Origin of the sequence: Shewanella youngdeokensis (assembly GCF_033180165.1) — a bacterium.
In the GTDB taxonomy this organism is placed as follows: Bacteria; Pseudomonadota; Gammaproteobacteria; order Enterobacterales; family Shewanellaceae; genus Shewanella; species Shewanella youngdeokensis.
The window spans coordinates 2220897-2246465 of sequence record NZ_CP136522.1 but is presented as its reverse complement, the minus strand read 5'-3'; the positions used below and the strand labels follow the sequence as shown (position 1 = coordinate 2246465).

Below are 25569 nucleotides of genomic sequence, written 5' to 3'. Positions count from 1 at the left end.
CGACTCCTTATGCTGCTTTTGCATCAGCAATCGCTGGCAAAGAATCTTCAGGGGCCCTAACAGTGCGGATCACGTTATATGCCATAATAAACATACCTGTTAAGAAGAACACACCACCTAAGAAACGAACAAAATAGAATGGGTAAGAGGCTTCTAAGCTTTCTACAAAGCTATAGGTCAATGTACCGTCAGAGTTAACTGCGCGCCACATTAGTCCCTGCATAACACCCGAAATCCACATTGATACAATATAAAGAACAGTTCCGATTGTTGCCAACCAGAAATGCACGTTTATTAAGTTAGTACTGTACATACGACCTTGGTTAAACAATACCGGGATCAAATGATACAAAGAACCGATAGACACCATGGCAACCCAACCTAATGCCCCCGAATGAACATGCCCAACCGTCCAGTCAGTGTAATGAGACAAAGCATTAACCGTTTTAATTGCCATCATTGGGCCTTCAAAGGTAGACATACCATAAAAAGACAATGAAACAACAAGGAAACGAAGAATAGGGTCAGTACGTAATTTATGCCAAGCACCAGACAACGTCATAATACCGTTAATCATGCCGCCCCAAGAAGGTGCAAACAAGATAAGCGACATCACCATACCCAAAGATTGAGTCCAATCAGGCAACGCAGTGTAATGTAGGTGGTGAGGACCAGCCCAAATATACAACGCAATTAAAGCCCAAAAATGTACAATCGATAATCGGTAAGAATAAACAGGGCGACCCGCTTGCTTAGGCACAAAGTAATACATCATCCCTAAGAAACCGGCTGTCAGCAAAAAGCCAACGGCGTTATGACCATACCACCACTGAACCATTGCATCGACCGCGCCACTATATAGAGAGTAAGACTTAGTCAAAGACAACGGCACTGCCATCGAATTAACGATATGCAAAACTGCAACGGTGATAATAAAGGCGCCAAAGAACCAGTTCGCCACATAAATATGGGAAGTCGCTCTTTTTACAATCGTACCGAAAAACACCACCGCATAGGAAACCCACACAATTGTGATAGCGATATCAATTGGCCATTCCAATTCAGCGTATTCTTTACCCTGGGTAAACCCCATTGGTAAGCTAATTGCTGCTGATAGAATGATGGCTTGCCATCCCCAAAACGTAAATGCAGCTAACTTAGGTGCAAATAATCGGGTTTGACAGGTGCGTTGAACAATATAATAGGATGTGGCAAAAAGGGCTGAAGTACCAAACGCAAAAATCACGGCATTGGTGTGTAGCGGTCGTAGACGACTATACGTTAACCATGGAGTTTCGAAGTTTAGCTGCGGCCAGATTAACTGAGCTGCGATTAATACACCTACTGACATTCCAACAATGCCCCATAACACAGTTGTTAAGGCAAATTGGCGGACAATAGTGTAGTTGTAATCAGCGCCTTGAGGCTGGGAATGGTTCATCATTTTGCTTCCACTGCTTATTACTTATACTTATTATTGAGTAAAGTAAGACTCTACCCGCTAAAATGACACATCTTTGCAGAATGCCTAACGGAATAATGCAATCCATGTCAACATGAAACCTTTCATTACATGAAGTAAATACTAGGCAAAGTCATGATACTTGAGCTATGTCAAAAAAGATAGGAATTAGAGACATGTAAAACTTGATCTAGATCAAATGTATTTATGGAATGTTAACAAAATTGATAAAAAAGCGAGTAATTGTGCAAAATACCTACAAATCAGTACTCTATAGCTCAATAATTATACTATTCGTCACCATAAACTTAAGCGGTTGCGAACCTAAAAGTAACAAAAAAGTTACCAGTATGGTTGCAGACCCTAGCATTTGTGATTTCAAAAATGCAGCCTGCAGTAAAATTAAAAATGGCAATAAAATCAGTTTAACAATCAGCCCATGGCACGCACCAAGCGAAAAGCCGTTAAGTCTAACACTCAGTAGTACAGAACCTTTAGACGATGTTAGCGTAAGAATAGAAGGTAGAGACATGTTTATGGGTGTTATCCCTGTCAATCTAACTAAGACAGCTAAAAACACATATAACGCATCGCTTATATATGGTTCGTGCAGTAGTAACTATATGGTTTGGCAAGCAATTGTTAGTTACAAACAGAATGGAGTTAACACATTTACAACTTTTGAGTTTTTGGCTGACAAAGATCAGCAGCAATAGCCAACATAGCGTTAACTAGCCTAAAAACTAACAGCAAATAAGTGAAGTGGCTCTACCTTTTACGAGTTGCTATTGATAACTATTCTCATTTAGGTGTATTGTCACATATAAGGTTAAAGTGATTAAGAGAGTGTTATGCAACACATAGAGAAAAAGCTAAACATTAAGATCTCAGCAAAAAAAATTGCTGAACTTATTCAACAAGGGCATTTGTGCGCAGCTGACTTCAACTGCCTCGATGCAGATTCAAAGCAAACCGTGTGGCAGTTATGCCTGTGGTGTTGTGAAAAACGGATCCATTGCCACAAGCACTGTGCTACCCAATGTCAAACACCATGCGACAGCGTCATATCAATAAAAGATTGTTAAAATTGCAGCTTAAACCAGCAATAAACTTTATAGCACTACTTTATTATGGAGTAACTGATTAATATAGAATGATAAATAGTGACATCAGTAGCCAACATGCAATTACCCATCGTAATACCCTTATTTGACTCAATTGAGTATATTCACGACGGTAACCCCGTTGTTAACCAACACATTACTCAAATCGCACTATCAGGCATTGAAGATGCCAGTGTGGTATTTGAATTAACTACCGACTGGTTAAGTGAACAAAAATTCAGCGAAAACAACTATAAAGCTTACCGAAGTGAGCTGACTACATTTTTGCACTGGTGCTTTGACGTTGCAAAAATCTCAGTAACAGCAGTGGGCCGTAAAGAGATCAACCAGTATGTTGATTACTGTCTAACTCCGCCTAGCAAATTAATTGGTTTTTACAATGTTGCACAGTTCAAAGTCGACAAAGAGTCGGCGTTGCGTTATCCAAATCCGCAGTGGTTACCATTTAGAGGTAAAAAAATTGACGGTGTAGTACAAGCTTATCGATTAAGTGAAAGTGCATTAAAGACCAAAATAGCTATTTTATCATCCTTCTTTGCATACTTAATGAGTGAAGACTTTGTCGAAAAGAACCCAGCCCAAATGTGGCTTAATAAAAGTCGATTCTCATCAAGCAAAAAATTTCGCCTCGACAATGACGGTGAAAACCAATTAGCGTTCACCGAGTTACAATGGTCCTATGTTATTTCAACCGTCACAAAGCTTGCGGTTGAGCAACCAGAGCAGCATCAACGTAGTTTGTTCCTTATTAAGCTTATTTATTCCTGCTATTTACGGGTGTCCGAGGTGTCAGCCAGGGCGGGTTATACCCCCATCATGGATCAGTTTAAACGTAATCCACAAACCGGCATATGGAGCTTTCATATACCGACCAGTAAAGGTGGCAAACGCCGAACGGTATCAATGTCAAACGCCTTACTGGCCGCGCTAGTAGAATATCGACGTTACTTAAAATTACCCGATTATCCAACGCCAAAAGAAGGGCACCCATTAATAATTCGACAAAAAGCAGCAGGGCGAGGTCGAGACGTTGGTGCGATAAATGCCAACCTTGGGATCAGACAAATACGCGAAGAAGTCGACAAAATCATCATACTTGCAGCCATCAGCGCCGAAAACGACGGTTTCAAAGAAGATGCCATGCAAATGCGCCAGCTTAGCATTCATAATATACGCCATACCGGTATTACTCACGATATCAACATACACGGGCGACCGTTATCCCATGTACAAGCAGACGCAGGGCACGAAAGTATTGATACAACATCCCAGTATTTACACACCACCCAAATTGAGCGTCATCAAAGTGGCCAGAACAAGTCGTTAGACACACTACAAGGCATTGAGTAAAGCGGGGCAGTTTGGTTTAAAAGAGTAGGGTTGTGATTTTAAAAAATTAAACGCCCATTAAAGGGCGTTAAAGCGGATTAGTTTTACAATGAACTTTGCTAAAAAACAGGCTGAAGAGCAGGTGAGAGAGAGCAAGAAAGCAGTTTGAGCACATAAAGACCTCAAACATAATATTTGCCATCAAAAATAATCTAGGCTGTTATCGTCAGCAACAAAGGGCATGACGATTGATATTGTATTTGTTACTTTCACTCCTAAGTTATTGTATATAAACAACTTAACTCAAGGGTTCTACGGTTAATTTCAGATTGTTAGTTAGCATCAATTCCTATTAAATAGGTGAAACTGTGCATTTAAACTGGATGTGTAATTAACCCAGTTATATTTGGCATCATAAAAATTCAATGCAGTTAATGCCGATAAGTGACATTATCGGCATCTCGGCAAAAAGTCTAAAACAGGCATGCTAGCCACTATTAGCATTTATAATTGCACTAAATTGCGGCTATGAATATTTAGTAAAAATATCGACCTAGTACTTAAGGTTGCGCTGTAAGCTAACGGTAGATAACCACTAAAGTGTTACCAAGCTGCACAATAGTCCATGTTTTATCGACCAAATATTTTTTCACACATACAAAAGACATAAAACCAATAAGTAAACAACGGATCACTTAGGCGTCTTTTGCATTTAATACAATGTCTGTCAATCGTCCAATCACATAGTTAGTCGGTAAATTTACCGCCCGCCAAAGCAATCGAGCCTGAATTACGCTGACATGTAATGGCTCAGCTTGTTTCAATCCAGAACTGCGTAGTGTGAATTATCAAAATCAAATAGAAGCGCGCCATATTAAATTTAACTTTAGTTTTTGCCAAGATTAGCTGAACTAGCCAAGTTAGCTGTAAAACTGAATTAGCTCCAGCCAGTCAATACGAATTGCTCACCACACATATCAATACCAATGTGGCAACGGCAACGCTGTAATCCTAGAATAATCTCTGGCTCACGTGCTGTTATTGCTGCGCGCGCTGTGTGGCTGCTTTATCAATGTGCTTGGCTAAGTGCTGCAGAATTCACACACAAACGCACGCTTTATGATTACGGCTCTTGCTTATTGTTATCAGCACATACGGTAAAATCACTTTATGCTGATTGTATATTGGTCATCTATATAAAGGCCGTTGGTTATCGGTTTAACTGTTATTTTTTAACCATTACCACTAGTCGCGAGTCTAAACCTAGGACTCCATAGGTGTGCGCACAATGTATATTATGTTAAATAGGGTTTATCGGAATAGTAAAGTGCTCTATTTTGTTAATAACAAATTAACTCTGGATCGATCCAGTCTATTGTGTCAAAAGATTCTAGGGTGCTCAATTCACCCCTCCCCAAAGATAGCATTGCTAAATTATTGTTGTAAATGGATATTTGTCTTAAGCACATAAGTGATGCTCATAATACTGTCGGAGAAAGAATGCGTCTTTGTTTATGAGGTCTATAAAACACTTTTCAGAAAAACAAAGCCAGCCAGAGTTAATCAATTATTTATTAATAGTTCAGTTCGCTTTTTTACACTGCTAGTGTCGCACGTGTGCTTTTATGGGGGGGAGATTAAGAGTATTGGTGACTGAACGAGCTTATCTAGTCATAGTCTATGTTCGAATCATTAACCTATACGTTAAAGCCATTTTCTGCTCTTTCACTGATTGCACTTTTTTAAGATATTTTATCTAACGAATACCCATTGTCTAATTTGGGAAAATTTATTCCCGATGAATTCAAAATCAAACTGCCCTAACCCACTTTTGGACAGAAATTAGTTAGAGTATTAATTCTAGTGAACCTAACGTTGATTAGAAAAAATAACAGAAATTATTCGAAAGCCTTAATTCGCTACGACCCTTTTATCTAAACTGGCAAAGGGCATGAGAGCGCTACAGCCCATCAATTAAGTAGCTTGAAAAATAACCGATATCCCACGGCTTTTTATCCTTTATTTTGAAGTCATTCATGACATTCTCTAACAAGATGTCACAAAGATTTGCCAAAAATTCAAGTGGATGAATGAGTTCTAGTCTGCCGCCTTCATCAAACTTATTCCAAAAAACGTAATGTACATTTTCTTGTTCTCTTGGAAAAGCAGGTAAACCTTTTGCAGCATACTGTTGGTGTAACAATCCGTTTCTCATTCCATACAGTAAGTTTACGTGGGTGAAGTGCTCTAGTGTTTTTTTATGATGCTTTCTAGTCCCATTATCTGGCCATAGTTCAGCTATATCATCCTTTGTTGGAGCTAAGCCTAGATAAATTATGCCGTCTTGGCTGTTTCTCCACTTATCTACTATGTCAGTAATACGACGTTTGAGATCGGGTAATCCAGGCGAGATTTCTAAAAAACGTTGTAGATGCATTGGACATACTGTCTCAGCTTCAATCCATTGGCCATATTCAACAATTACACGGGTAAAGCGTTTACGTGTATCCACTCCACTCCCATAACAGGTCGCACCTAATGCATCGATAAAAGAAGAATATAATACAGCCTGCATTATTGGGAGGTTATCAGGATGCGCATTAATCTCATGTATATTGGTTAATCGTCTTTGCAGAAAATCATGTACTTCTCCAATACGATCTTGAACTTTTGCTAGCATTGCTACCTCTTGATTTGTTAACGACCTTACATGGATTCACTTACGTTCATCATACTGACTCCCTAGCACTCACCCGATTTGTGGTAATGGTGCACTTGCAAGTTGAACGCGGCTTATAATGTGTAGCGAAACGTAACACACTGTTTTAGTTCCGTTTAAGTGCCTTGTTATGTGTGAGATACTATAAAATTACTCACCAAGTAAAAACACATTACTCATATAAATTGTCGGATAAGTTATTGCTATATTTTGTGAATTTAGAAAGCTGTTCTTCTTCTTTTTTAGTAAAGTTTCGGGCTTTTATATCTTGATAAACATTCACATTATTATTGATTTTTTTCTGTTTTAATTCAGCTACTGCACTACTCAAAAGAGGCATTGTCTTAGTTATACGATCACAAAATAACGCCACACTAGCTCCGTTCGATACTTTGCTTAATTTGTCATAGAGACCTAACTCATGCCTAATTGTATTTAATATATACCTATGTCTTTTAGGAGTTGACCAGCAACCAAATCCAGGGTGAAGCTCCCTTGTTATATCTTTCCAAGTTGCATAAGAAAAGACGAGGGAATTCAAACATACAGGTGAATCTTCACTTTCCCTTTGAGGGATAGGCTCACCATTAAGATAAAAAATAGTCTGGCTCATTAGCTCACTAAAACTCCCAAAAGCAAGTTCATACCCAGAAGAATCAATTATTTCAGATACGACTTTCGCTCGCTTACCTGTAAAACCAGAATTCTTAAGCCTTTTGGCAATTATTTGAGGAGCTTTGCATATAGAAGGAGAGTCATTTCCAATAACTAAATATGAGCCCATATAATTTATTTTCTGTGCTGGCATTAAAAGAGCCATATTAGCTTTTCTAATAAAAGGCAACTCTTTTCCTTTAAACTGACCGGCGAACATTGTATTAATTTCTTCATCAGTTTTATGGTGTAAAGGGGTAAAAATATAGAGCCTTCTCCATATATTATCTTTCATTAAATTTCCCTATATCGAATTACATTAAACATGATGAGACAACAAAGCCAGCCATAGTTAATCAATAACATAACGACCTTTAAAGCAAACAGCAATGCATGAGTGACCTTTCGTTTGATACAAAACAATGTTTGGCATGCTGCTAGTGAACTTTTTCGCTAAAGTAGCGCTTTATCAGGCAGAAATGGCGAATTTTAGGCGCGCGCTGTTAACTCTGTTCCTTGACTGAGTTTGACTGTGATGTTGAAGTTTGGATGACGAGTAGAGTTTACTCTAGTGGCAAGTGTTGACAGCTTTTTGAAAATGCCGTCGGCGTTTTTCAAGGTGTTCAGAGTAGCGACTGAGCTCTTGCAATGTGCCTACAGGCCCATGAAATAGCTGACCAAATTCAGCAACGATTTTGACCCAGTTTGCTGTTGGGATATTCAATCGGTTAAGGATACTTTCGGCATTGGCAGATATTGCGCCGCGCTTATCATCACGAATGATTCTGCCTGTTTCATCAACCAATTCAAGGTAATCGCTAAGCATAAACGCAATACCCTTTGGTTGGTGTTCGCGCTCGTGGCCTATAAATGGTAATAGTTGTTTTGGTTGTTCACCTTTAAGGGCTGCGGTAACTCTTAACTTGAGGCTGGTGTAGTCTGATTGCTCTGGCGTATCAGCCATTTTGGCTCTAATTGGGTTAAGTTCAACGTATGTCATGCAAGCAAGCACGGCAGCTTCATCGAGCAAGGCTTGGGATTTAAATCGTCCTTCCCAAAAGTGCCCGGTGCAGTTGTCCTCAATATTGGCTTGCCGTGCAATAGGCTCATTTAGGCAGCGCATAAACCATAAAATATCACTAAGGCGTGAGCGGTAAATCGCGACTTGGTGTTTTAACTGCGCGACTAAGTGCTCGTCAATTACTTCACCTTTGGCAAATTTTTGCGTCAGAGCAGTACCGTTAAAACACTGATGCCATTGCATAACAACGTCTCTGTCAGGCCATTGATTTGCTTTATCTATGTCGATAAACAGCACTACATGCAGATGGTTGCTCCCTCTCTTTGATAGAGAATGCATAAGCGGCAACATCTATTGCAAACACCTCAGTCAATTTTAGTATTTGGGTTTCAACCCAGCCTCGGCGATGGTCATAATTCTTGCCAGTGTATTCGTCATCACCACACAAAAATGCACGCCGAACGACTCGACTGCAGCAATGGTAATAAGGTGTGTCCTCAAGACTCACCAGGGTTCTTCTAGGGCGTGGCATTTCAACCTCCAACTAAAACTTATCAAGCAAGCTTAGTCGGAGGGGAGAATTGTGCCATTTAATAAAGGGTGTCTATGTGTTTGGCGTTTCATCCAGATCTGATCTCACGCTCAGACCTTGGGGAGAAAATGGATCGGTACACCTTCTTCAATTATAAAAGTAACGAGTCTCTGCACCTTTCCGCCAAAGAAATTGAACTTGCAACCGATATCGCCGAAAAAATTAAGTCTGAATACACACAAAATATCGATCGTCATACTCAGTCATTACTACAATCTAACCTCGAACTCCTCCTAAATTACTGTGTGAGATTCTATGACAGGCAGTTCTACGTTCGGGCTGATTTAAACCGTGATTATCTGGGTCGATTCGAGTCATTTTTAAATAGTTACTACCTTAGTAATAAACCCTTGGAGAAAGGTGTGCCAACAGTTCAATATTGCGGACAGGAGCTAGGACTATCGCCTTATTATTTAAGTGACTTACTAAAACGTGAAACAGGAAAGACTGCGCTGGAATACATCCACCTCTTTCTTATTGAAAAAGCTAAATCGTTAATGCTAGAGGGCAACCTAAGTATTACCCAAATAGCGTGCGATCTTGGTTTTGAATACCCGCAACATTTTTCTAAGCTATTTAAATCCAAGACCGGAATGTCCCCGCGAAGCTTCAAATCATCACAGATGAAACACTAGAGATTGGAGTAATTAAACAATGAAAGTCATCATCACAGGCGCAACAGGTATGGTTGGAGAAAAACAAAGCCAGCCATAGTTAATCAATAACATAACGACCTCTATAGCACACTACAATGCATGAGTGACCTTTCGTTTGATACAGAACAATGTTTGACATGCTGATAGTAGATTTTTAGTTAAAGCAGAGCTTTATAAGGCTAAAATGGCGAATTTTAGGCGCGTGCTGTTAACTCGATACTTTGACTGAGTTTGACTGTGGTGTTGAGGCTTGAATGAGGAGTGGAGTTTACTCTAGCGGCAAGTGCTGACAGCTTTTTGCAAAATGCTGTCGGCGTTTTTCTAGGTGTTCTGAGTAGCGACTCAGCTCTTGCAATGTGCCTACAGGCCCATGAAATAGATGACCAAATTCAACAACAATTTTGACCCAGTTTGCTGTTGGGATATTCAATCGGTTAAGGATGCTTTCGGCATTGGCAGATATTGCGCCTCGCTTATCATCACGAATTATTCTGCCTGTTTCATCAACCAATTCAAGGTAATCGCTAAGCATAAACGCAATACCCTTTGGTTGGTGTTCGCGCTCGTGACCAATAAAAGGTAATAATTGTTTTGGTTGTTGACCTTTAAGGGTTGCGGTAACTCTTAACTTGAGGCTGGTGTAGTCTGATTGCTCTGGCGTATCAGCCATTTTAGCTCTAATCGGATTAAGCTCGACGTAAGTCATGCAAGCAAGAACGGCAGCTTCATCGAGCAAGGCTTGGGATTTGAATCGTCCTTCCCAAAAGTGTCCGGTGCAGTTGTCCTCAATATTGGCTTGCCGTGCAATAGGCTCATCACCGAATAGGCGGCAACATCTATTGCAAACACCTCAGTAAGTTTAAGTATTTGGGTTTCAACCCAGCCTCGGCGGTGGTCATAATTCTTGCCTGTGTATTCGTCGTCACCACACAAAAATGCGCGCCGTACCACTCGACTACAGCAATGGTAATAAGGTGTATCTTCCAGACTCACCAGGGTTCTTCTAGGGCGTGGCATTTCAACCTCCAACTAAAAATTATCAAGCAAGCTTAGTCGGAGGGAGGAATTCGTGCCATTTAATGAAGGCTGTCTATGTATTTTTTGAACGAGATCAGCGTCAGATCCAAAGTCAATTGGCAGGCTATTCCGAAAGGTTTCGGCAGACGGTGAGCATAAATCATCCAAAAATAAAGCCCCGCAAGGGGCTTTGACTAAAAAGGAGTATAGCTAATACTTTATACTAAATGTGGCTATAGCACGTTAACCTTGCAATTAGATGAAAAGCCACCTTTTTTCAAAGGAATTAACTTGACGGATAAACGGTATTTATCATTAAGAAAATAAAAATTATTACTTTTTAAGATTATATTATTTACCTGTTTAGTTCCATTAACCTTTATAGTAATAAACTTTACTCCAAAAACATTCACCTGCACTTTTACTTTAACTGACAAACCTTCAGCCTCATCACTACCTGAGTAAGTTATTCTATAAAACCAAAGTACAGAAAGAAGACACATGGCAAGAATAGCAAATTCCATACCATAATAATCAAATGCTGTAATTAAAATAGCAGTGAAAAGGATACATGGAAAAATAACGATTAGCTTTAACCAATTAATCACTACTCTTGTTGACAATACTGACTTAGTTGTTATATCCGCCATAATACTTTTACCTAATGATTTTTAATATCATGTGCCATTTTTTCAACATGTGCTGAAGTGGCTACATTTGTCGTTTCAGCTATTACTGCTGCTGATTTCGCTGTAAATCCAACAGCTTTAGCGGCTTTATCTACTACGCCCCCAAGCGCTCCCGTCGCTGTTGTTAAAGCGACTTTATTATAATCAGCATTTGCCAGACCGGTAGCAACACTTTCTCCTGTACTTGTTAGTGTAGATTCTATAGAACTGGTATCAACGTCGGCCGAAGCTACCACTTGTCCTGTTAACTCTCCAGCACCACTAGCAACTCCTCCAACTACGGCTGTTGAAAGAAGGGATGTCCCACCAGATAATCCCGCTAGCCCACCAAAAGTTGCACAGTTGCAAACTCACCATTAGGGTCCGTATATTTATAGGGATTATTGTTGGCGTAGGTGTAACGATTGAAGCCATGAATGGGGTTATTTCTTTTCATATGCCTTAATGCATCAACAGGATTATTGGAGTAGAAACGCCCTATAAGTTGGGTCAGAGTCTGAGGGATCCCCACGAATTTAATAGCTTGCTTGTGGATCCCGAGCTAAGCCTTGCAGTGTATTAATAGCCGTTCGCCAATGCGACTTCAGCAGCCTCAACTTTCTGTCTTTGTATGCTCTCAAGCCGATAAATTGGTTTGAGAGCACGTTACGGTGCTTTATTGAGTTCGCTTGATATTGCCTGTGTTTACCTGCAGCTTTGACGGCTAAACCTAACAGATAAAGGATAAACTGAGATAGGCAAGCAATGAGTAGTAATACGCTCAATCTGCTCGCTATTCGAGTACCGCTATCATTCATTCTCAGACCAGTTTTAACATCTCTAAAGCTTTCTTCTATTTGCATCCTTGTCGCATAAATCTTAACGATTCTTTTGGCCGTAGCACTTGAGTTACAAAGTGATGTAGCTAGTAACCAAGGCTCTTTTTCTCGTTCTGCACTTGCACGAGACCGCTTATTTCGCCTAGCTTTATCACCTGTTGCAGTTCTATCCTTTCGTCCTTTAGACTCGCGTTTGAAGATAACCAAACGAGAGCTGAAAGAAGTCTGTTCACCTAAAAAGTAGACGCCAAGATTTTTAGCTCTAGAGCTTGCTTGAACATAGAGTTTTTTGACTGGGTACCAATGATGAACGGCGACTTTTCTGCAGTGTGTTCTATTTCTAAAGCGGCCTACATAATCCCAATCAAGAGACAGAATCTGCTTAAACCAAGGGATACGAAAGCCTGCGTCAGTTACGATGATAGGCTTGCAGTCATTGGGCAACATAGCCTTTAGTTTTGTCATGAATAGCAGGTGAGTTTTCGGCTTCTCTTTTTTATTGAGCGGGTATATTTCTTCGTAGAGTGTTAAAGACCGTCCTTGAGCCGCGAGTGATGCCCGTATGAGAAAGCTTTGCTTGCGATCATCAAGGTCTGACCAATCAATGTGAATAATTGGCTGCTTCATTGTTCCGACTAACAGGTAGGCCATTCGGGTATAGATGAACTCGATATCACGATGTAACTTGGTGTTACTGCAAAGCCTGTCTACACGCTTAATTTTATGTTTTTCCTGGGCTTTACTATCAATGTCGCGACCAAGGCCAGTGATTGATAAAGAGCTACCATTCATTGAACTTTCGATTGCAGAAAACAAACTCTGTCGTCGAGTTTTGTGCATTAATGGGGTGACAAGAGAGAGGCATTTTGATAAAACTTGTTTCGCATTCATGGCATTTACTCGTGGTAATTTTTGTTTGGCGATAAATTTGATCACCAAATGCCATGAATGTTCCTCTCTTTTTTATCTATCTCATTATTTATTCATATCTTTTTGTGGGGATTCGTCAGGGTCAGAGTAAACTTTTTAAGAGAGTTGATTGGCTTCTCCACCCTATTCTCTTGGCTTTTCTTATGGACTAACTCGTTTTTGGACTGAAATGGTTCAGTCAGACTGCTAATTTTAAAGCTTCCAGTGCCGAAATTTATCGGCCTAGAATACTCGAGGTTATCTTTATCTTTAAAGCCTAAATTAGCGGCTGATGCAATTTCGCCCTCTATGTTTTGACCTATATAAGCGTTGATCAACATTTTCCAATAACTCATCAAGCGTTTCATCACAACTGTTACAATAGATACCACCACTAATGGTTATCTGCATTTCTTTATATTTCCAGCTTAATGTTTCCACACTAACTCTAAGTTTTTCTGCTTTTTTATAAGCATCATCTAATGATGTGTCTGGTAATACGACCAAAAACTCTTCGCCACCGATCCGCGCTAATATGTCTGTTTTCCTGACATTGTTTCTTAAAACATCGCTCACTTTTTTTAGAACTTCGTCCCCGACACTATGGCTGTATGTGTCATTAATCCGTTTAAAATGATCTATATCTAATAAAATAAGAGAAACATTTTGAGATTTTTTTAATAAAAGTTGCTCATTTAGCGCCGACATTATATGGCGACGGTTATGTATTCCAGTTAGTTCATCGGTATTTGATATGATGGTTAGCTTTTGATTGCTCTTGAGCAAATCCGTCTTTACCTTTTCTAATTCCTTTATGTTGTGGTTGTACTCACTCATAATTCTGCCTAGCATAAAGAAAATAATCAGAAAAACGATGGAAAATGAAAATCCGAGATCAATTGAACGGGTTAACTCATCTTTATAGGGAGTGACTGCACCTGGAAAATAGTGTTCGAGATAGAGTAATGCATATAGAACAAGTAGTTGAACAATAATAACTATTTTGTGGTTTACGTATGCTAGGAACACTGAACAAAACACAGCGTTAACTAGCATAAAGTAGATCATCGGCCCACGACTTCCCCCATTTTCGAACCACATGAAAGGATACAAAATTAATATTATTGACAATAGGCCGAAATAAGTTGGCGCTTTAAATGAGCGCTTAACCAGAGAAAAATATAAAACCGATAGCCCAACTATTCCTGTTCCAATAGATGTCGCAATCATTACGTTCCCCAGCTCGAGGAAGTAATTGGCAATTCCAGTTAAAATAGCGAAAAATAATCCACACCATCCAGCAATAATTAAAAATCGTATCTCAAGGGGGTACTCTTTTAGCCCCATTGTTTTATCCCTAAACATTAAGGCCCCGAACAAGTATAGGTAAATCACAGCCACTAATTATAACGACCATATGTACTGAAGCAACCGGGCTTCACCATTGAACTGCAGACTTTACGTAATAATTTGTCTTAAATTGTTATTTTTTATTAGTTCTGTGAGTTATATTTCACGACTTCTTAGCCTTTATTCGTTGAACAAGTTTCAAAAACGGCTCAAAACTTACCGGTCAACATACCGGCATTACATCACATGATGTGATAAAACACTAAGCCAGCCATTGATAATCAATAACATAACGAGCTTTTATGCAAACAGCAATGCACGAGTGCCCTTTCGCTTGATGCTGAACAATGTTTGGCAAGCTAATAGTGAATTTATCGCTAAATCATGGTTTTTACAGGAAAAAATGAGGCGTTTTAGGCGCGTGCTGTTAACTCGGCACTTTGATTGAGTTTGATTGAGTTTGATTGAGTTTGACTGAAGCTTGAATGACGAGTGGAGTGTACTCTAGTGGCAAGTGCAGACAGCATTTTTCAAGGTGTTCTGAGTAGCGACTGAGCTTTTGCAATGTGCCCACAGGCCTATGAAATAGCTAGCCAAATTCAGTAACGATTTTGACCCAGTTACCCTTTGGGATGTTTCCCAAATTCAAGATTTAAGTACTGAACAACAGCTCGAAGTGATGAGATACTTCAAAAATGATAAAGAATCTAAACTAACTCAGCGAAATTACCGTTTTTAATTTTGTGAATTCACTGTGCTCCAATGCTTCAGGCATTTGCCCAAATTTAAAAGTGATTGGAACACTAGTATCAATATGACCTTTAGCAACTCGTTCAAGTAATGCTTCGCCGTTTTGCATCAGGGCATTCCAGTCATTTATATCGCCAAAATCATGTAACGCTCCAAGCGCTATTTCGTGATAAGAAATAGTGCGGGTAAATGCAGGGTCAATGGGCGCCGGTATGCGATCTTGTATGCAAGCGGCATTTTCGCCACTTACCGCATCAAAAATGGCGAAATATTTCTTATTTACTTGATATTGCTCCCGATAAAGCTGCCGTATGCCTAGTTTTTTTGCTCGCTCTTCGCTCAAACTAGCAGAGACAACATCAACAATATAACCTGCATTTATTAATATCTGAGATAGCAAATTATTGACAGATCCAAAACCAACGATAAGGACTTATCTATGGCTGGTTAACGGAATTTTTTCAGATGCTTGCCATGCTGTGAGCATTGGGCAAGGTAGCGCAGCGGCAAGTTCGAATGAGAGACTATCAGGCAGCATCATAACTCGCTCAGCATTCAACACTGTACACTCAGCAAAGCTACCATGGCGATTAAGTGATGCATGGTATGCCACATTAGCAGTCTGACTAAACCATTTCAGTCCAAAAACGATTTAGTCCATAAGAAAAGCCAAGAGGATAGGGTGGAGAAGCCAATCAACTCTCTTAAAAAGTTTACTCTGACCCACTTATAGGGCGTTTCTACTCCAATAATCCTGTTGATGCATTAAGGCATATGAAAAGAAATAACCCCATTCATGGCTTCAATCGTTACACCTACGCCAACAATAATCCCTATAAATATACGGACCCTAATGGTGAGTTTGCAACTGTGCAACTTTTGGTGGGCTAGCGGGATTATCTGGTGGGACATTCCTTCTTTCAACAGCCGTAGTTGGAGGAGTTGCTAGTGGTGCTGGAGAGTTAACAGGACAAGTGGTAGCTTCGGCCGACGTTGATACCAGTTCTATAGAATCTACACTAACAAGTACAGGAGAAAGTGTTGCTACCGGTCTGGCAAATGCTGATTATAATAAAGTCGCTTTAACAACAGCGACGGGAGCGCTGGGGGCGTAGTAGATAAAGCCGCTAAAGCTGTTGGATTTACAGCGAAATCAGCAGCAGTAATAGCTGAAACGACAAATGTAGCCACTTCAGCACATGTTGAAAAAATGGCACATGATATTAAAAATCATTAGGTAAAAGTATTATGGCGGATATAACAACTAAGTCAGTCGAGACCCAATTAGACTCTTATCTACGTTATTACCTACTTGTACAATAACACCAGAACCATCAACTCCAGGCACATGACCGTCGGGCCAATTCAAGGGGTTGGCTTGAATAAACTTCCAATCTACAGGATTGATACCTATGGCTTTGTTTAGCACTAATATTTGCAATGATTACAGGATTAACTTTGGCTTAATAAAATCAATAAAAGCGGAGATCCGCTTGGCCACAGAAGAAGTCTTATAATACACAGCGTTGACTTGCTCTCTTCTTGGATGGCTAATTTTTTCGCTCTCCAACAGCGGGATTAAACGTCCTTCGGCAATATCTTTATTCACCATGAACCCTGATAGACATGCGATGCCGTTTCCAGCTAAAACGATTTGCCGAATGGTTTCGCCATTACTTGATGACATCAAAGGATCTAATTGGCTAAAACCTTTTAAAGGCCAATCATTCAGAATCTTAGGTGCAACAAATCCAATAAGATTATGCTGAGCAAGATCGCTGGTTTTATTGGGGAGCCCTCGTTTTGATATATATTCTGGTGAAGCCACAATATATAAGGGGCTTCGACCCAGCGATCTAGCATGTAACGTTGAGTCACTTAATGCACCAATACGGATTGCTAAATCAGTTTTCTTTTCTAGTAAATCTACAATGCCTTCATTGGAGGTTATTTCCAGCTCAATATCGGGATAGGCTTGATTAAATGACTGAACCAATGGCACCAGTTGGTGAAACACAAACGGACTAGCCGCATCGACACGTAAACGGCCTTTGGGCAATTCCCCACGGGAAATAATTTCTTCCTCAGCCCGCTGTAATTGCATCAACCCTACCCGCACTGATTCAATGAACTGGCGTCCTTCATCGGTTAATTCCGTACGCCGCGTGGTTCGGTTTAAAATAGTAACCCCAAGTTGACTCTCTACCTTACTAACCGCTCTTGATACTCGAGCGACTTGTATACTTAGGCTCTCTGCAGCAGCTGAAAAACCACCTGTATCGACTACAGCAAGTAATATAGCCAAGTCATCAGATTTTGTTCGCATGCTTTTACCCTCTATTTGTTTACTCGCGCATGAGCTTTGTTGCATTTATAACAAATATTTTTTGTAAAAACCTCTATTTTTCACAAAACACTTTTAATGCAGAATGCCGTTCATCAATTAACACCGCAAATGCATAGCGATAAATACATTAGCTATTGCTTGTCACTTTCGAACAACAGAGAGTAAATATTATGCCTTTAGCACTTCTCGCATTGACGCTCAGCGCCTTTGCTATTGGAACAACGGAGTTTGTGATCGTGGGGCTACTGCCGACCATGGCGTCCGACTTGAACGTATCACTCCCTTCTGCAGGGTTACTGGTTAGCCTTTATGCACTTGGTGTGGCTATTGGAGCCCCCGTTTTAACTGCTTTAACGGGAAAGTGGAACCGTAAACACGTATTGATTACCGTAATGTCACTGTTTGTTGTCGGTAATTTAATCGCATGGCAAGCACCTGGATATAACACTTTGATCATTGCTCGTATTTTGACGGGTTTAGCGCATGGTGTATTCTTCTCGATTGGTTCAACCATTGCTACAGGCTTGGTACCTAAAGAAAAAGCCGCAAGCGCCATTGCCATTATGTTCACTGGTTTAACCGTGGCGTTAGTCACAGGCGTGCCGCTTGGGACTTACATAGGTCAAACCTTTGGCTGGCAATCTACCTTCTTAATTGTTGCGCTATTAGGTTTAATCGCATTAATTGGTAGTGCTTTATTAGTACCAAATAACTTGAAGCAGCCTCCAGCAGCTAAGCTTTCATCGCAGCTTAAGGTATTAACTCAACCTAGATTATTACTGGTTTATGCCATTACCGCGCTGGGTTATGGCGGCACGTTTACAGCATTCACTTTCCTTGCCCCGATTTTGCAGCAAGAAACAGGCTTTAGTGCTAATGCAATTAGTGTGATTTTGTTAGTTTATGGTGTATCTGTTGCTATTGGTAATATTTGGGGCGGTAAAATGGCCGATAAAATGGGCCCAATAAAAGCACTTACCATTATTTTCACGGGTCTTGCCGCTGTTCTTATCGTGTTCAACTTTACCGCCGTTAACCCTATCGCAGCGGTTGCCACTATTTTAGTTTGGGGAGCATTTGCATTCGGTAATGTTCCAGGTTTACAAGTATATGTAGTGAAACTTGCTTAAAAAATACACACCAGATGCAGTGGATGTTGCTTCCGGTTTAAACATCGCAGCGTTTAACGTTGGTATTGCACTTGGATCATGGGGCGGTGGTTTGATTGTCGCTGAAGCTGGGTTGATGCATACACCTTGGGTTGGTGCGGTAGTTGTACTGGTAGCGCTTGCTCTAACCCGCTTTAGTGGGCACCTAGATAAGCGTACAGAAAGCGAGCGATAAAAAGTGTGTTGATAAAATATACACCGCTCTTACCGTTTGGGATTGGTCAATGCAAACGCATTGACCAACTCTTCGCAATTTATTTTTATTTGTATTAATCAACATTCAAAAATGACAAGAGGTACGCAATGAAAACCATTTTTATTACTGGAGCAAATCGTGGCTTAGGGCTAGAGCTTGCAAAGCAATATGCAGAGCGCAACTACAACGTCATTGCCTGCTGTCGCGATATTGATTCAGCGCATGAATTGACCCTGTTAGCACAACAATATTTAACCATTCGACCGTATGCTTTAGATGTCAGTAATGAAACAGATATCCTCACTCTAACAGAGAGCTTTAAAGACCAACCTATTGATGTGCTTATTCATAATGCTGGTGTCAGTGGTGAAGGATGTGACAACTTAGGCAATATGAATCAGCAAGGATGGGTAGAGGTGTTAAAGGTCAATACCATAGCGCCCATGTTAATTACACAAGCCTTACTCAATAATATTCTCGCTGGGCAAGATAAAACTATTATCGGGATGACATCAATACTGGCCAGCATTGATGATAACCGCTCTGGGGGCAGATACAGCTATCGAGCATCAAAAGCTGCACTTAATCAGATTATTAAATCATTGGCTTGTGAGTTATCGGAATCCGGTGTAAAAACCATGGCGATTCACCCTGGCTGGGTGCAAACCGATATGGGCGGAAAAGACGGCAAATTGACAGTGAAAGAAAGTGTCAAGGGTATGCTTAATGTCATCGATAATTTAAAGGCAAAACACTCCGGTTCATTTTTTGTTTACGATGGCACACAGTTACCTTGGTAAGCAGAATAATAAGTAGCTTAAAGTGGGGAGAATTATAAACAATCTCCCTAGTTGGAGCTGATTTTCCGGTGATAGCAAAAATACATGGTAGAGACTATCTTGGTATTGAAGGTAATACGCAAGAAGAAAACCTATATGTAGCCAAAGGTTTAGTAGAAAGAGGACTTACCGCTCTAGATATTAGCTGGAATAACTTAGTTAGGGGAAGTGGCCCTTCTTATCCAGATATTCACTATGAAGAAGACCAAACATATTTTGCAAAGGATGCTAAATATATTGGCGTTCGAATAGATATTCCATTGATTGTCACTGGAGGAAATCGAAGCCCTAGAGTTATGGAGGCAGCCCTTAAAGAAAACCCTAACCTTGAAGGCTTTGGTATGGCGAGAACATGACTTTCTGAACCTGATCTCCCTAATAAGTGGATGAAAGACCCCAGTTATAAACCTCGGTGTTTATCATGCAACTGGTGCATGGTCCATTATGGCAAACAAAAAAGTCAATGTGTACTCAATATTGATCGAGCTTATATTGCCGCTGGTGAATAAAAAATTGAGCGGATAATCCGCTCTCTACTTAGATTTTTAAAAGGAAGTAATGATAAAAGTGATTAACTATATGCTAGCAATGGCAGGTTTTTTGGCTAAAGCAGAGTTTTATAAGGCGGAAATGGCGAATTTAGGCGCGGACTGTTAACTTGTGCCATTAATGGCGGGTGTCTATGCGTTCCAATATCTATGCGTTCCACGCTAAGGAGCATCCTTAGGTACTTCGCGTCTTGCTCAGTGTAATAATAACTCTTGCTGCCTGCAGACTCGCAGTGCAGCAAGATGATAAGTATCGATTTGAAGGTGAGGAGCAACCATGAGCAGTTTTAGTCATTTACACTAGCAAGAACAACTGGATAATCTGCTTAACTAATTTTAACTGACCAACACTCGCTCAAAGCACATTCTCACCCTTTTCATACTCGTCCACGACAAGGTTCCACCCGCTTATAAAATGCTTTTCGTATTCATTTTCATCGAGATAAACCGGTTTCTTGGCAATGGGATCGCCAGCTCTAACAGCGTTTGTTGCTGCATCAACGCCCCGTAAGACTGCGTCTGTTTGTTCTTTTATTCGCATATTGGAGAACCCATTCAATTGAGAATTACTTAGATAGTGGGACTATAGCTAAATTTTATATCTAACCAGCATAACCGCTGACCCAGCATCAAATTTAAACCCTGCAAAAGATTGAAAATAATGGACAATGAATTTTGCAGATACCTTTTCATTATATTTGTAATTGTTAATTATTGCATAGTGGTAACCATGCTTTTTCCATCCAATTGCTTCCTGAACTTGCTCATTTCTTAAACTAGTATTTTCGAAAAGAAACTTTTGACTAAATTGTTTGCTCCATTGATAGTCGAAGCTTGTTCTATTGAACATTTGTAGTCCATAAGCATCACCTTTAGGTGAGTGACCAAAATAGTATTCAGGTGCTAAAGAAGTTCTAAATTTTATTGGACCCAAATTAGTACTATAGGATATGCCTGCTCGAACATGATTATCTGCAATCTTTTGGTTACCATTGGTTTGGTGATCTAACCATAAGGAAAAAGAACTTTGCTTAAGTTGAATTAGTGTCGTTGACTCGGTTTTCAGCGAAGTAACCTTAAATCCCTTCGGGGTGGTGTTCAAACGACCAGGATTTTCCAATGTAGCTCGGACTCTTGACGACCCCCAATCTGTTTTTGCTGCATAAACAACATCAAATATCGCTTTTTGATCTTGGTTTGATGGTTCAGCGCCATCACCAAAAGCTTTCACGTACCCTGCTCCGACTTGTAAATTGCTTTTTAATACTGTGGCGCTTACTGGTGCAACTACTGTTGCAGATAATAAAGATAAAACTATAAATTTATTCATATTTGTCTTCTTAGAACAGGTCAGGGTTAATAACAAGTGCGCGATAGCCTGGGTTACCACCCATAGGTGAAACTACCTTCAGTTCAACTTGAACTTCATCAGTGTTGTATTTCACTTCGTTTAGGGTTCCGACTGTTTTTTTGCCTTTGGTTTGTAGGTGATTAGTAGCACTAAAAATAAACATACTGTCCAAATCTTTTTCATACTTAACCACGGAGGTAATAGCTGAATACCAGTCGTTGCCGCGCTCTTTGCCATATTGCCAAACCTGCTCTATGGTCATGTCTTTTTCATTTACTTTGTATTCAACAGCACGGGAGTATTTCATAGAAGCTAGTGCTGGTTGTTCTAGGTGACGAGCGTCACCGTTGTCAAAAATAGTCAATCCTTTCACTGTGCCGTTGTTGTATGTTTTTCCTGTTAACCAAGCTGTGTGTTGAGTGTAAGTAAAATCAAATTCACCTTCACAAACGCCTGTTTCGGTACATGAAATAGGTTTTCCTTTTGCATCTACTGGTGTTAATAGCTTTTCACTTAATTGATCACCCCAATCGGCTGATGGAGAAATAATCCACATAACCTCTTTATTCCGTCCAATTTTAACCACACCTTGATGACGCAATGACAAAATAATGCTGTCATCAGAGTGATCATAACCAATGGAGTTTACGTGTGCCCAGTTGCGACCTGCTCCAATACCTGGTAAGTCACCGAAAGGGGCGTCAGGCTCGACTTCGACTGTATGACCTGACTCATTTAAATCAACATTAAGGCATACCGCGCCACGATCTAATGACTTTAAGACGACATCCCGTTGATTATCTAGAATGTTGTTAAGATCCCAAACATCAACAAGTTTTCCTGTTTCATCTAATTCAAGAATATGGTCACGCACAGTATGAATACGTTTACCATCAGGGCGTAGGTAATTGGCTTTAGCTGCGCGAACTAAAAAGTGACCATTGTTCATTGATTGAATTTCGTGAGAGAAGTCAATGTAACCTCTTGGTAACTCCCAGTTCCAAACCATTTTTCCAAACATGTCCATTCTGAATAGGTGTTGGCCCTTACCCCATATAAGATCACCATTATCGAGTTGATGGAATCCCATCATGATCCCACGTTTATTGACATCCCTATAGCTTTCAAAATGTTCAGTATCGAGTGTCCAACGAACTTCGCCTTGGGTATCGGTTACAAACACATTATTTTTTCCTGACCAGTTTTGAGCTCCCATTCCACCTTGCCAGGATAGTTGGTAGTCATTTGCAGATTCGAAAATGTGGTTAACCATATACAAGCGGTCTTTAAATTTTTTATCCACTTTTACGACTTCAATTACTGGGGCATTAGTTTGCATACCATCCGTTGGTGTACCGCTTCGGCGAGGAGATGTATAGATTCGATAGTCTTCGGTAATATTTGCACCATTTTTTACATAACTCACTGTGACAGTGTTGTTAAAGTCGGCGTATAGCCCAAATATTGGGATGCCGTCATGCGTTAAAATTGCTTCATTATCAACGCTGTAATTGATATCGACTCCCTCGGTGCCTTTACCATGAACAGTCACTTTGGCTCCACTGATTTTAAATCCGGCTAGATCGATAATTGCAGTTTGTGGAGCAAGACCATAAGCATCAACCATCACTGTACCTAGCTGACCTTGCGCTTTGGGCTTTTTGCTCGGATCGTATTTTCGAGAGGCATCAGCAGTAGAAGATACTGCTAATAACGAGACGAGTAACGCTATACTGGATTTATTCATCACTATTCCTAATAAATTGCAGTTCAATAATTTGCAGTTATTATTGAGGATGTGAAGCGAATAAAAATGAACCTAAGTACTTAACCAACTGTAAATAATTACATTTATATCCGAACAGCTGTGACGCAGAGTGTCTTTTCTAAACAAATGTGATTTTAGTTTAAATTAAGAAGGTGGTCATACTGACTATTAGCTGGTGTTTTGTGAGCAACCATTCAGCGCGATAGTATCCTGTAACGATACAATATTTGATTATAAATGAGTTACTTTGGAAGTGGTAAATGTTCAATTATGAAGATGTGTTATCGAGCCTAGATAGTATTTATGATGATGGTAAATTATTTAGTTTAACAATAAATATGGTAGCTAAAACACTTTCGAGTAAACGCGGTTTATCTAATGGAAGCATATATAGGCATGTTTCAACAGTTAATGATTTTTATGTTTTATTGTTTAACCGAAATCTAGTTCGATGGGGAGTTATCGCTAACAGTTATGGCTTAAGCGATGAGCTAAACCCTAAAGAGAAGCTAATTTCGAGGTTAGTTTTTACGTCTAATAAACGTATATATTCCCATATTGATAATGATATACAGTACTACATAGCTGCTAGTGGCTTGATGAATAGTGCAGACCATCAATTCATCTATGACACAGACCTAATTTACAAAAACTTGCATAAAAGTAATGCCGGCGTTATTCAGTCCTTATTGGATAGGAAATTAGTCACTTCTAATGTAGATGAGGTGTTTATGATGATTAGACAGATGAAAATGTATGAACGAGGCTACTCTCTTATTGAGCACAATAAGAATATCAACATGGGTAATGAAGATATAAAAGTAATTCTATTAACCAGGCTAACAAAAATGATTAATGAATTAGATTGGGTTGTCCATTTTGATGTCGACTTTGATAAAATTATTAATTTCTGTGACAAGTCATCAATTGAAATTATGACTAACACTAATTACACCGAAGAAATTCAAAAGTTACGTAACCTCAATGCTGCTTTTAATTTAATAAATGAACACTAAGCCAGCCATAGTTATTCAGCTCTAGTAGCAAGAGCTAAACTGAGCATTGGTGATTAGCAAAATGGTGACCTTTAAAGCAAACAGCAATGCACAAGCGCCCTTTCGTTTGACGCAGAACAATGGCATGCCTAGCGATGGGCTCGTCAATCACTTCACTTTTTGTAAACTTTGAGTCTGCCAATAAACGGCCCCACATCCAGTTGTTTATAAACATACTCTAATTTTAATATAAGCGAGTGCATTTATAAGCAACGGCTGTGGGTTAGTGAGCAGCAATGTAATTATTTTTAGGTGTTACTTAACTTGATACTTAGTGTTAGTGCGAATATACATGGTCACTTCAGAACCGCTGTTGTTGCTCAGCTGATGACTAAAGTTGCCTGTTGATTCTACATAGCTACCTGGTTGTAAGGTCTTATGCTGGGCTTGATCTTTTGAAGTATATTCAACACTTCCTGAGATAATTACAGCGCGGAACTCACTTGCCGCTGTGGTGATAGTTCCTTTAAATCCCTTGGGTAGTTTTATCATAGAGCCACTCATTTCGGCATTGCTTTGCCATACATGAGCTGCTTTAACACCTTGGGCATCGATATTGTACAGTTCACTGTTTTCTAACCATACGATGTTGTCTTTGTGTAGGTTAAGAGGACGTTCACCGTTGTCAAAACTTTGGTTAGATGGTTTGACTAAATACGGGCCTGAGTCGATCTCAAGGTAGATAAGGTTAGTTTCAGCGTTGGCTGCCGTAGTATGGTTTTCACCAGCGGGTTGAGTCCAGTAAGATCCTGTTGGCATCCACATTTTTTCAGCTTTGGGATCATCGTTGTGCATTAGACCATCAATCACTATACCGCGATAGGTAATGTTGTGGATGTGTGGTGGTGATTCAAACCCTTTTTTAAAGCGAACTAACATTCCTGTTGCGGAGTCGGTTGTACGATCACCCCAGAGGTCGGCAGCACCTGGACTTAATTCGCCACGTAATGGGTTTAAATATCCCCACTGAATGTCTTCGCTGGCAACAACTTTAGACATCGGCTCAGAGGCCAATGTTGGTGTTGCTAGTAATGCTGTTGCTAGCATTAATGATACTTGCGTTGAATGTTTCATGGTTAATTCTCAGTCATTGTTGATTGGAATGTATTTTATGCGTTTACAGTCACTAGATAAACGGGCGGATCTCAAATACACTTTCGCAAAAACGTGGATAATCAATATTAAACTAAAAGTATTTATACATGC

The 25569-nt window shown here is 39.9% G+C and carries 21 protein-coding genes and 3 pseudogenes; 7 read left to right on the top strand and 17 right to left on the bottom strand.

Annotated elements, in window-relative coordinates:
* Window positions 1-7: 7 nt before the first annotated feature.
* Window positions 8-1444: a cytochrome-c oxidase, cbb3-type subunit I gene (gene ccoN / locus RGE70_RS09615; protein WP_310471240.1), complete on the bottom strand. Its 1437-nt coding sequence runs from the start codon at window positions 1442-1444 to the stop codon at window positions 8-10.
* 230 nt (window positions 1445-1674) lie between these two features.
* On the opposite strand from ccoN, the gene RGE70_RS09610 reads away from it, so the two are divergent.
* Window positions 1675-2178 (top strand): hypothetical protein, encoded by a 504-nt coding sequence (locus RGE70_RS09610; protein WP_310471239.1) that lies wholly within the window; start codon window positions 1675-1677, stop codon window positions 2176-2178.
* Between the two features lie 465 nt (window positions 2179-2643).
* Window positions 2644-3936 (top strand): tyrosine-type recombinase/integrase, encoded by a 1293-nt coding sequence (locus tag RGE70_RS09605; protein ID WP_310472956.1) that lies wholly within the window; start codon window positions 2644-2646, stop codon window positions 3934-3936.
* Window positions 3937-5875: 1939 nt separating this feature from the next.
* Here RGE70_RS09605 and RGE70_RS09600 read toward each other — a convergent pair.
* From RGE70_RS09600 to RGE70_RS09590, 3 genes and pseudogenes are all read right to left on the bottom strand, one after another.
* Entirely contained in the window at window positions 5876-6595 is a 720-nt protein-coding gene (locus tag RGE70_RS09600) for a hypothetical protein (RefSeq protein ID WP_310471238.1), read from the bottom strand.
* Window positions 6596-6806: 211 nt separating this feature from the next.
* The gene (locus tag RGE70_RS09595; protein WP_310471237.1) at window positions 6807-7583 is read right to left on the bottom strand and encodes a hypothetical protein; all 777 of its coding nucleotides are present in this window, start codon (window positions 7581-7583) and stop codon (window positions 6807-6809) included.
* Between the two features lie 268 nt (window positions 7584-7851).
* Window positions 7852-8841 (bottom strand): annotated as a pseudogene (locus tag RGE70_RS09590) (transposase).
* A gap of 128 nt (window positions 8842-8969) precedes the next feature.
* Between RGE70_RS09590 and RGE70_RS09585 the strand changes: the two are divergent.
* Window positions 8970-9536, top strand: a complete 567-nt coding sequence (locus RGE70_RS09585; RefSeq protein WP_375087842.1) for a helix-turn-helix domain-containing protein — start codon at window positions 8970-8972, stop codon at window positions 9534-9536.
* A 289-nt stretch (window positions 9537-9825) separates the two neighbouring features.
* Here RGE70_RS09585 and RGE70_RS09580 read toward each other — a convergent pair.
* The 9 genes and pseudogenes from RGE70_RS09580 to RGE70_RS09540 form a co-directional block, all read right to left on the bottom strand.
* A pseudogene (locus RGE70_RS09580) lies at window positions 9826-10574 on the bottom strand (transposase).
* Between the two features lie 233 nt (window positions 10575-10807).
* Window positions 10808-11224: a hypothetical protein gene (locus tag RGE70_RS09575; protein ID WP_310471235.1), complete on the bottom strand. Its 417-nt coding sequence runs from the start codon at window positions 11222-11224 to the stop codon at window positions 10808-10810.
* Between the two features lie 11 nt (window positions 11225-11235).
* Complete coding sequence (locus tag RGE70_RS09570; protein ID WP_310471234.1) at window positions 11236-11499, bottom strand: hypothetical protein; 264 nt, start codon at window positions 11497-11499, stop codon at window positions 11236-11238.
* 279 nt (window positions 11500-11778) lie between these two features.
* Window positions 11779-12972 (bottom strand): IS4 family transposase, encoded by a 1194-nt coding sequence (locus RGE70_RS09565; protein ID WP_310472882.1) that lies wholly within the window; start codon window positions 12970-12972, stop codon window positions 11779-11781.
* Window positions 12973-13272: 300 nt separating this feature from the next.
* Window positions 13273-14337 (bottom strand): GGDEF domain-containing protein, encoded by a 1065-nt coding sequence (locus RGE70_RS09560; protein WP_310471233.1) that lies wholly within the window; start codon window positions 14335-14337, stop codon window positions 13273-13275.
* A 715-nt stretch (window positions 14338-15052) separates the two neighbouring features.
* Window positions 15053-15490 (bottom strand): MDR/zinc-dependent alcohol dehydrogenase-like family protein, encoded by a 438-nt coding sequence (locus RGE70_RS09555; protein ID WP_310471232.1) that lies wholly within the window; start codon window positions 15488-15490, stop codon window positions 15053-15055.
* Between the two features lie 33 nt (window positions 15491-15523).
* Complete coding sequence (locus RGE70_RS09550; RefSeq protein ID WP_310471231.1) at window positions 15524-15703, bottom strand: hypothetical protein; 180 nt, start codon at window positions 15701-15703, stop codon at window positions 15524-15526.
* 651 nt (window positions 15704-16354) lie between these two features.
* Window positions 16355-16519, bottom strand: a complete 165-nt coding sequence (locus RGE70_RS09545) for an alcohol dehydrogenase catalytic domain-containing protein (RefSeq protein ID WP_310471230.1) — start codon at window positions 16517-16519, stop codon at window positions 16355-16357.
* A 15-nt stretch (window positions 16520-16534) separates the two neighbouring features.
* Entirely contained in the window at window positions 16535-17416 is an 882-nt protein-coding gene (locus tag RGE70_RS09540) for a LysR substrate-binding domain-containing protein (protein WP_310471229.1), read from the bottom strand.
* A 191-nt stretch (window positions 17417-17607) separates the two neighbouring features.
* On the opposite strand from RGE70_RS09540, the pseudogene RGE70_RS09535 reads away from it, so the two are divergent.
* The 3 genes and pseudogenes from RGE70_RS09535 (at window position 17608) to RGE70_RS09525 (ending at window position 19997) form a co-directional block, all read left to right on the top strand.
* A pseudogene (locus RGE70_RS09535) lies at window positions 17608-18781 on the top strand (MFS transporter).
* A 128-nt stretch (window positions 18782-18909) separates the two neighbouring features.
* Complete coding sequence (locus RGE70_RS09530; protein ID WP_310471228.1) at window positions 18910-19602, top strand: SDR family oxidoreductase; 693 nt, start codon at window positions 18910-18912, stop codon at window positions 19600-19602.
* Window positions 19603-19670: 68 nt separating this feature from the next.
* Window positions 19671-19997: a beta/alpha barrel domain-containing protein gene (locus RGE70_RS09525; protein ID WP_310471227.1), complete on the top strand. Its 327-nt coding sequence runs from the start codon at window positions 19671-19673 to the stop codon at window positions 19995-19997.
* A gap of 547 nt (window positions 19998-20544) precedes the next feature.
* On the opposite strand, the gene RGE70_RS09520 is transcribed toward RGE70_RS09525, so the two are convergent.
* The 3 genes from RGE70_RS09520 to RGE70_RS09510 are packed head-to-tail and all read right to left on the bottom strand — an operon-like array spanning window position 20545 to window position 23287.
* The gene (locus RGE70_RS09520) at window positions 20545-20730 is read right to left on the bottom strand and encodes a hypothetical protein (protein WP_310471226.1); all 186 of its coding nucleotides are present in this window, start codon (window positions 20728-20730) and stop codon (window positions 20545-20547) included.
* A 48-nt stretch (window positions 20731-20778) separates the two neighbouring features.
* Window positions 20779-21519, bottom strand: a complete 741-nt coding sequence (locus tag RGE70_RS09515; RefSeq protein ID WP_310471225.1) for a hypothetical protein — start codon at window positions 21517-21519, stop codon at window positions 20779-20781.
* 10 nt (window positions 21520-21529) lie between these two features.
* A complete protein-coding gene (locus tag RGE70_RS09510) occupies window positions 21530-23287 on the bottom strand; it encodes an aryl-sulfate sulfotransferase (RefSeq protein ID WP_310471224.1) in 1758 nt (585 codons plus the stop codon).
* Between the two features lie 281 nt (window positions 23288-23568).
* Here RGE70_RS09510 and RGE70_RS09505 point away from each other — a divergent pair, with 281 nt between their 5' ends.
* A complete protein-coding gene (locus tag RGE70_RS09505; protein ID WP_310471223.1) occupies window positions 23569-24324 on the top strand; it encodes a hypothetical protein in 756 nt (251 codons plus the stop codon).
* Between the two features lie 294 nt (window positions 24325-24618).
* Here RGE70_RS09505 and RGE70_RS09500 read toward each other — a convergent pair whose 3' ends face one another.
* Window positions 24619-25437 carry a DUF4437 domain-containing protein gene (locus RGE70_RS09500; RefSeq protein ID WP_310471222.1) on the bottom strand — a complete coding sequence of 273 codons (819 nt, stop codon included), beginning with the start codon at window positions 25435-25437 and terminating at the stop codon, window positions 24619-24621.
* Window positions 25438-25569 lie beyond the last annotated feature (132 nt).

Coding starts and splice junctions, on each gene's coding strand:
- RGE70_RS09560 (WP_310471233.1), bottom strand. CDS start 14,337: ATGGGGCTAAAAGAGTACCCCCTTGAGATACGATTTTTAATTATTGCT.
- RGE70_RS09515 (WP_310471225.1), bottom strand. CDS start 21,519: ATGAATAAATTTATAGTTTTATCTTTATTATCTGCAACAGTAGTTGCA.
- RGE70_RS09500 (WP_310471222.1), bottom strand. CDS start 25,437: ATGAAACATTCAACGCAAGTATCATTAATGCTAGCAACAGCATTACTA.
- RGE70_RS09510 (WP_310471224.1), bottom strand. CDS start 23,287: ATGAATAAATCCAGTATAGCGTTACTCGTCTCGTTATTAGCAGTATCT.
- RGE70_RS09505 (WP_310471223.1), top strand. CDS start 23,569: ATGTTCAATTATGAAGATGTGTTATCGAGCCTAGATAGTATTTATGAT.
- ccoN (WP_310471240.1), bottom strand. CDS start 1,444: ATGATGAACCATTCCCAGCCTCAAGGCGCTGATTACAACTACACTATT.
- RGE70_RS09575 (WP_310471235.1), bottom strand. CDS start 11,224: ATGGCGGATATAACAACTAAGTCAGTATTGTCAACAAGAGTAGTGATT.
- RGE70_RS09610 (WP_310471239.1), top strand. CDS start 1,675: ATGTTAACAAAATTGATAAAAAAGCGAGTAATTGTGCAAAATACCTAC.
- RGE70_RS09520 (WP_310471226.1), bottom strand. CDS start 20,730: ATGCGAATAAAAGAACAAACAGACGCAGTCTTACGGGGCGTTGATGCA.
- RGE70_RS09595 (WP_310471237.1), bottom strand. CDS start 7,583: ATGAAAGATAATATATGGAGAAGGCTCTATATTTTTACCCCTTTACAC.
- RGE70_RS09605 (WP_310472956.1), top strand. CDS start 2,644: ATGCAATTACCCATCGTAATACCCTTATTTGACTCAATTGAGTATATT.
- RGE70_RS09530 (WP_310471228.1), top strand. CDS start 18,910: ATGAAAACCATTTTTATTACTGGAGCAAATCGTGGCTTAGGGCTAGAG.
- RGE70_RS09600 (WP_310471238.1), bottom strand. CDS start 6,595: ATGCTAGCAAAAGTTCAAGATCGTATTGGAGAAGTACATGATTTTCTG.
- RGE70_RS09585 (WP_375087842.1), top strand. CDS start 8,970: ATGGATCGGTACACCTTCTTCAATTATAAAAGTAACGAGTCTCTGCAC.
- RGE70_RS09565 (WP_310472882.1), bottom strand. CDS start 12,972: ATGAATGCGAAACAAGTTTTATCAAAATGCCTCTCTCTTGTCACCCCA.
- RGE70_RS09540 (WP_310471229.1), bottom strand. CDS start 17,416: ATGCGAACAAAATCTGATGACTTGGCTATATTACTTGCTGTAGTCGAT.